This window comes from Calditrichota bacterium, assembly GCA_016867835.1.
Classification (GTDB): domain Bacteria; phylum Electryoneota; class AABM5-125-24; order Hatepunaeales; family Hatepunaeaceae; genus VGIQ01.
The window spans coordinates 20,955-28,380 of record VGIQ01000024.1 but is presented as its reverse complement, the minus strand read 5'-3'; the positions used below and the strand labels follow the sequence as shown (position 1 = coordinate 28,380).

Annotated in this window: 6 protein-coding genes; all 6 read right to left on the bottom strand. The window is 57.6% G+C overall.

Annotated features, from left to right (window positions below; genetic code table 11):
* Position 1: 1 nt before the first annotated feature.
* Positions 2-541 (bottom strand): hypothetical protein, encoded by a 540-nt coding sequence (locus FJY67_04320; GenBank protein MBM3328687.1) that lies wholly within the window; start codon positions 539-541, stop codon positions 2-4.
* Positions 471-1,907 carry an insulinase family protein gene (locus FJY67_04315; GenBank protein ID MBM3328686.1) on the bottom strand — a complete coding sequence of 479 codons (1,437 nt, stop codon included), beginning with the start codon at positions 1,905-1,907 and terminating at the stop codon, positions 471-473. Before FJY67_04315 ends, FJY67_04320 begins: the two co-directional genes overlap by 71 nt.
* Positions 1,907-3,619 carry an insulinase family protein gene (locus FJY67_04310; GenBank protein ID MBM3328685.1) on the bottom strand — a complete coding sequence of 571 codons (1,713 nt, stop codon included), beginning with the start codon at positions 3,617-3,619 and terminating at the stop codon, positions 1,907-1,909. Before FJY67_04310 ends, FJY67_04315 begins: the two co-directional genes overlap by 1 nt.
* 145 nt (positions 3,620-3,764) lie before the next feature.
* Entirely contained in the window at positions 3,765-4,778 is a 1,014-nt protein-coding gene (mtnA, locus tag FJY67_04305; GenBank protein ID MBM3328684.1) for an S-methyl-5-thioribose-1-phosphate isomerase, read from the bottom strand.
* A 190-nt stretch (positions 4,779-4,968) separates the two neighbouring features.
* The gene (locus tag FJY67_04300) at positions 4,969-5,883 is read right to left on the bottom strand and encodes a sugar kinase (GenBank protein ID MBM3328683.1); all 915 of its coding nucleotides are present in this window, start codon (positions 5,881-5,883) and stop codon (positions 4,969-4,971) included.
* Positions 5,880-7,421: a site-specific DNA-methyltransferase gene (locus FJY67_04295; protein ID MBM3328682.1), complete on the bottom strand. Its 1,542-nt coding sequence runs from the start codon at positions 7,419-7,421 to the stop codon at positions 5,880-5,882. Before FJY67_04295 ends, FJY67_04300 begins: the two co-directional genes overlap by 4 nt.
* Positions 7,422-7,426: the final 5 nt, after the last annotated feature.

Below are 7,426 nucleotides of genomic sequence, written 5' to 3'. Positions count from 1 at the left end.
ATCATCTCCCCCCCATCAAGACCCGCAGGACGAACCCCGTAGCTATGACGATCACATCGAGCACCATCACCCGTCGCAAGAAGAGGGTGTAGAGAAGCATTATCCCTGTGTAGGCAATTCCAACCCGCAACGAATGACCGGGAAGCAGGGAAAGAGTTAACAAGCCGCCGCATAGCAGCAGAACACACGCCACCACAGCAGTGGCGACGCTCACCTTGCCTGACGCAACAGGGCGATACTTTTTGAGCGGATGGAGTCGGTCTTCGTCCCGGTCGCGCAGGTCGTTGAGCAGGTAGAGCCCCGAGGCGAGCGCAGAAAGGCCCCCGAACCCGGCCGCCAGCGTGAGCCATACGGCCGGGTTCAGGATTTCGAGCGAGAAGAGAGCCGGCGCCGCAATGAAGAGGTTTTTCACCCACTGCCGCGGCCGGAAGGATCGAATGAGATCAGGAAGAGCGGCCAAAGCCTCGCCTCTATTCCCGAGTGAGCGAGATCTCCGTAACCGTCCCGAAGTCTTCGAGCGGGCGATCCATCTTTGACTTATCCCCGACCACGACGATCATCAACCGGTCGCTGTGAATCAACTCCCGGGCCGCATTCTGGACGTCCGCGCGGGTCAGTCTTTGATAGGCTGCGAGGTCGCGCTGCGGCGTATCAAGCGGAAGTCCACGCCACTTCAGATAGACCAGACGGTTCAGGATTTCGGACGAGGAGTCAAACCGCCAGACATAACTGTTGACATAGGCTTTGCGCGCCTTGTCGAATTCCTCTTCCGTGGGGCCGGTTTCGGCGAATTTGCGGATGGTCTCGATCATCAAGGATAGGGTCTGACCCGACTGCTCGGTGCGGGTCGAAGCGCCGGCGCGAAAGTAGCCTTCATCTTCGTGGGGAGTGGTGAATCTCGACCAGACTGAGTAAGACAGCCCGGCATCGACCCGGATGCGCTTGGTCAGGATCGAGGTGAAGCCGCCCCCACCGAGAATGTAGTTCATCATCTCCGCCGCCACACGTCGCGGATCGTCGTAGCGAATGGAGCGATGCCCGACAAAGATATAGGCTTGGCTAACCGCCTTTGATGCAAAATAGACCCCCGGCTGAGGTGGAGGTGGCACAGGAGGCAGTTTGCCGATTTCAGCATCGCCAGGCTTCAGGTGCCCCAGGAAACGCGCCGACAACTCACTCGCGCGCCCGGCATCGATGTCTCCCGAAAAGCCGATCACGGCTCCGCGGGACCGAAAGACCAGGCGGTGATAAGCCACCAAGTCATCGCGAGTCACGGCGTTGACAGTGACTACCCGCGGCTCCCAGCCCCAGGGATGATCGGAAAACATGATCCGGTTGAACTCGGCAAGTGCGATGTCCTCCGGCTGGTCGTTTTTGCGGCGGATCTGCTCGAGCAGCGTCCCTCTTCGCAGGTCGAGTTTCTCCTGCGGATATGCCGGATGGTCTATCAGTTCCTGCACCAGTCCCAGGACCGTTTCGAGTTCCGATGTGAGGCAATTTCCCCAAATCGACATCGATGCAGAACCGGCGCTGATGCTGAGGTTGGAAGCCCCGAACTCGAGCAAGTCGTTTAGGCTGTCGGCCGGGATGTTGGTCGATCCGCCCTGCCGCAGCGTCCAGGTGGTGATGTCTGCCAGACCTGCCTTATCGGCAGGATCGGAGGGTGACGTGAACTGAATGCTGAAGTCAACGATAGGCACTTCACGGTCTTCGACGCAGAATCCGGCGATACCGTTGGGCAGGTTGAAGGATTGGTATTCCGGCATCTTCCACTCGAGCGCCGGCACCTTGAGATCGGTCCAGGCTTTCGGCTTGGCTGCTTGGGCGTAGCCTCCGGCAAGCAGGAACAGCGCCAGCATCGGAAAAAGCATCCGACGGCAGAGACTTGATTTCATCATATTCGTCATTATTGTCCCTCCTCAACGGTTTCGGTGGCCGGCTTCACAAGGTAAGCCACGGTGCGGTTTGTCTTGGTGAAATAGGTCTTGGCGACGCGCTGAATGTCTTCCGACGTAACCTGCATCAAGCGGTCGTAGTCCTCGGCCATGGTGCGCCAGTCGCCCCGGTTGACGAACTGCCCGGAAACTGAGAAAGCCAGCCATTGGTTTGATTTCATCCGACTCAACTCCCACTTCCGGAGCCGATTGCGAGCCCGTTCCAGTTCGCGATCCGAGACCATTTCCATCTTCAGTTTCTCAATCTCCTCATAGATCGCCTCCTCAACCGCCTGCAGCGTGTGCGGCGCCTTGGGTGTGGCGGCGATCATGGTCAGGTTGGGATAGCGGTCGTCCGGCCCGTCCCAACAGCCCGGAGAACCCGCTGTCAGGCCTTTGCCTACAAAGATGTTGCGATAGAACCGCGAGGTCGCCCCCATCGAGAGGATCTGCTGCAGCATCCCTAACGCATAGGCATCGGGATGGGGTGCCGCGGGGCGGTGCCAGGCGATCATCAACTGCGGTTCGGCGTCGTATTCAACCTCGATGCGACGTTCTCCCTCCTGCGGCGGCTCGAGCATCGTGATCTCCTGAGCCACCTGCGATGACTTCCACTTGCCGAAATTAGCCTTTGCCAATCGGAAGACCTCCTCTGCCTTCACATCGCCGACGATCGTCATCTGGCAGTTGTTCGGCGCATAGTAGCGATAGAAGTGATCCTCCATATCGGAGAGGAGGGTCGAGCGGATGTCCGACATGAGACCGATCACCGGGCGGCCATAAGGATGCTCCGAGAAAGCCGCCGTGATGGTCGCCAGATAGATGCGCGAATCGGGGTCGTTGGACCGGAGGCGCAGTTCCTCCATCACCACCTCACGCTCGCTGTAGAACTCGCGGAATACCGGGTTCTGGAACCGGTCGCCTTCGAGGAACATATAGAGTTCGAGGCAATTGGCAGGCAGGCCGACCATATAAGTCGTTTGATCGCAGGCGGTAAAGGCGTTGTGAGTCGCCGAGCCGTGCATGTCGTATATCCCGTCGAGCGGCTCGCTCTCGGTGATATACCGCTTCTGCTCCGCCAGCAATTCGTGCACTTCGGCGCGAATGGTGAGTATTTGCCTGAACTTCGCCCAGTAATCGGTGCCCTTCTCGGTCAGCATCCAGGGTGCCCGACGCCACTCCTCGGGAAGTTCCGCATGCACAGTTGGAAGAACCTCGAGGACGGCGCGCCAGCCGGCGGCTTCACTGGTGCCGACCCGTTCGCGGACTTCGGGCGGTAGATCGGCTTTGACCCGGACGGCATGATCGTTGAAGGGATCGTAACGCCAGGCTTTTAGAGCGACCTGCAATTCCCGCATCTGCCGGGCCAGGGCTTCGAGTTTCTGCATGATCGGCGCTTCAGCCTTAAAGTTGCTGGTGCCGACAGATTTGGTGCCTTTGAAGAGCATGTGCTCGAGAAAGTGCGACAGGCCGGTGCGGTCGGTTTGCTCGTGAGACGAACCGACCCGAAATGAGATCAGCGAAAAGAAGACCGGCGCCGTTGGTCGCTCGATGACGACGATCTTCATCCCGTTGTCGAGCGTTGTCTCCCGGGCGCGGTCTTCGATGCGGGGACTATCGCTCGTCGCCGCAAACGGGCCGGAGAGAAGTGCCGACATGAACAGGAGCAAGGTAATGAGGTTCAAATGCAAGGCTGCCTCGTCTTTGGTGATGAAAGGGTTATCTGAAATCGTCTTGTGAACGGGCCAGGACACATTCTGTGTGCCGTCGGGAGTCCGCTCCCGACGGCGTGTCGGGTGATGACACCCGACACCACTATCGCTGTCGAATCTAAACTTGGTAGGGAGGGTAATAAATCTCTTTTTCGGTTATGATTACCGCAATCGACCCGCCCGGGACAATGTCGAATGCCGGGTTGTAAACTTTGGGAATAAATGCCGATGCTCCTTTCACAAGCCGGGTGACTTCGCTTGCGGCACGATGTTCGATGGGTATGCCTTGTCCGTTCGCCAGGCTTCGATCGATAGTTGATTCGGGTGCAGCAACATATAATGGGACTCGCATCGAACCTGCCAACCTGGAAAGCATCAAACTGCCAATCTTGTTAGCGGTATCGCCATTGGAAGCAATCCGGTCGGCGCCGATCAGGCAGCAACCGACCGCTCCCGACGCCATCAAGGATGCGGCAGCCGCATCGACGAGCAACGTGGCATCGACGCCCATTTGAGCCAGTTCCCACATTGTCAGGCGGGCGCCTTGCAGAAGCGGCCGCGTTTCGAGCACATAGACCTTGCCCTTCCAGCCGCGACGATGCAGGGTATGGACGATACCGAGTGCTGTCCCGATGCCGCCGGTTGCCAGCCTTCCAGTGTTGCAAATTGTAAGAATGCTATTGACATTTGACAACAGACCGGCGCCAAGCGCTCCGATACGGTCGCAACGTTCGCTATCTTCACGATGGATTGCCTTGGCTTCAGCAAGCAAAGCGGATTTCCACCAGGGCGAAGCCGTCTGCCCGATAATCGCTTCCATCCGGCCGAGCGCCCAACTGAGGTTGACTGCAGTCGGGCGGGCCGACCGTAGCGAGCGAAGGACCTTCGACATGCCAACTCCAGCCCCTGCACTGCCTGATTTCGCTGCGGCTAAAGCGACCGCGTAAGCCGCGGCGATCCCTATCATCGGCGCGCCGCGTATTGCCAACGTCAGGATAGATCTACGGACTACCCGCCAATCGGCAGTCTCTATGACCTGCAACCGCCCCGGTAAAAGCCTCTGGTCAATGAACCGTAATGCACCCTTTACCCACTCAATGGCGGGAACTTGCTCAAGCGACAAATGGTCCATGCTACCGGACAACTACTGCTCGCTCGCAGTAGTTCGCGTAAATATGAGATCGTTTTGCCCGCGCAGGCGGGCATCCAGTCAAGTCCGACGTGTCTGGGTTCCCGCCTTCGCGGTAACGACAGGCAAAAGGCAATGAATTATTGCAAGCAACCACTACTATTCTAACGCTGTCAAGTTATAAAATGAGGTATCAGAATTCCACCATCGCTTGAAACTGCCGGAAGCGCTCTTCGACGTCGTCAAGAGTGATCTCTTGAAGCCGGTTCATTCCAAATGCCTCGACAGCGAACGATGCCGCAAGCGTACCATAGACGACCGCCCGCCGCAAACTGAACGTCCCGAAATCGCCGGTTGCAGCGAGGTATCCGAGCATCCCGCCGGCGAAGGTGTCGCCGGCTCCGGTCGGATCGACGGGCCTCCGAACCGGAAAAGCCGGACAGAGAAAGGGTGGTTCCGACTTGCAGAACAGGATCGCTCCATGTTCGCCTTTCTTAACGACCGCGAAACGGGGCCCCATCTCGAGCAAGGTCCCGGCATTCTCGATCGTAGCCGGGCCACCGGTCAGGAGAGCCAACTCTTCATCGTTCAAGAGGACGAGATCGACTTTCCTCAGGAGACTTTGGACTGCCGCGCGGCTGCCAGTGATCCAGTGGTTCATTGTATCGTAAGCCACTAATCGTGGCTTCACCATTTGTCTCAGGACATTTTCTTGCAGCGTCGGGTCGATGTTGGCGAGCATGAGGATGCCGGCTTCGGCGGCCGCTGTCGGTAGTTGCGGGTTGAAACCGGCGAATACGCCGAGGTCGAGCGCCAGCGTGTCCCGCCGGTTCATATCGTTGTGATAACGTCCATGCCACCGAAAAGTCGGACCTTTGGCGATGGTCAGACCACCCAGATCGACGCCTCGCCCCGCCAGGAACTCTACTGATTGCTGCGGGAAATCTTCACCCACGACCGCAACAATGTGCGTCGGCGCAAATAGCGATCCGGCCGCGCCGAGGTAGAGTGCTGAGCCACCCAATGCATCGTCGGCCCGCCCGTGCGGAGTTTCGATAGTGTCAAGTGCGGCCGAGCCGACGACGGTCAGATGAAGGGGGGTGCTCAAATGCCGTTATCCTGTAAGAGATCGTGCTGCTCGACTTCGGGGACGACCCGGGAGGCGCGTCTTGTCGCCCGACGAATCGGCAGCGCGGGCAGCCGGGCACTTAGGATATCTTCGGCAGTTATCATCGTAATGCGGTCGATGACCTTGCCGCGTCCGGACCGCCACGGCTCAAGTCTATCGATCTCCTGCAGCATCGGCCCGGTCGGTGGCTCAAGAGTGACAAATATCCCCAGTGGAGCACCTTCGCGTTCGAGGACGTGAGCAAAGTCACGGACTTCACGCACGCCGACCCGCCCACTCTTGACCTGAATCAAACCTCGGACTATCTGATGCTCCCCTTCCGAGGAGAAGTCGTCTAACAGGAAATAACCGTCGATACCGCTATCGGCGCCTTTCTTCTCGGAATAGACGCCCCCCACAGAAAACACGGCCCATTTCTCGTACTCTTTGCGCACCCTGTCGCCCTTGGTCCTGGTCGCAAGGTGCCGGACGCCTTCGATGTCGCGCGGTATGCCGTGAATCGTCACTTCGGAGTCGAAGCGCCGGGCTGATTCGACTTCCGGCTCGCCCTCCACCCGGTAAAACTGATCGAGAAGTCGCTCTCGAACTAGATCGATAGCCAGATAGGTGATGTCGATGCCGATCCATTTGCGGTTCAATCGCTGTGCTGCTACTACAGTAGTTCCGCAGCCACAAAAGGCATCGAGAACGACATCGCCTTCATTGCTGCTGGCGCGGATGATGCGGGAAAGCAGCGATTCCGGCTTTTGGGTAGGAAAACCTAACCTCTCCTTTGCCGAACTTGTAAGTGCGCGAATGTCCCAGACTGAGGTTACACTACGTCCCTCATTCATTGCTACATCGAGATACCGCTTCTGTCCTTTTCCGCCTCGCCTGTCGTAGATATATTCGCGGCCGTCGCTCTCCTTGTGTATAGCCTGACGGCGAAGCCTTATATACTCATAGCGATCCCATGGAACCGAAAGCGGATGAAAAGTGTTAGACTCGGATTTCGAGTAGTATAAGATCACATCGTGCTTGCGAGGAAACTGGTTCATTCGCTGATGCACCCAACCGCCATAATGCCAGATTATCTCATTGCGAAAATTCGCCTTCCCGAATACATCATCCAATAGAACTTTTAGGTAATGACTTGCTGTCGGATCGCAGTGCAGGTAAAAACTCCCGGTGGACTTCAAAACCCGATGCAGTTCAACGATCCGGATACCCATATTGACCAGATATCCGAAGAGCGAAGGATCGCTATCGATGCGCAAGACTTCCAGGGCTTGAATGAACCGGTGCAACCGAGCATAGCGCTGCGGCTCGTCAAAGAAGATCAACTGCCGTTCATTCTGCCAACTCTGCAAACTCCAAGTGTCTTTAAACGCCTCAGCCTGGGCCGTCGCGCCGTCGTAGATGATGTTGTAGTCCCGCTTCGAGTTGAACGGCGGATCGATGTAGATAAGATCGACCGACTCGTCCGAGATTCGTTCCCGCAGAACTTCGAGGTTGTCGCCGTAGTGAAGTTGATTCACCTAAC

Coding starts and splice junctions, on each gene's coding strand:
- mtnA (MBM3328684.1), bottom strand. CDS start 4,778: ATGGACCATTTGTCGCTTGAGCAAGTTCCCGCCATTGAGTGGGTAAAG.
- FJY67_04315 (MBM3328686.1), bottom strand. CDS start 1,907: ATGACGAATATGATGAAATCAAGTCTCTGCCGTCGGATGCTTTTTCCG.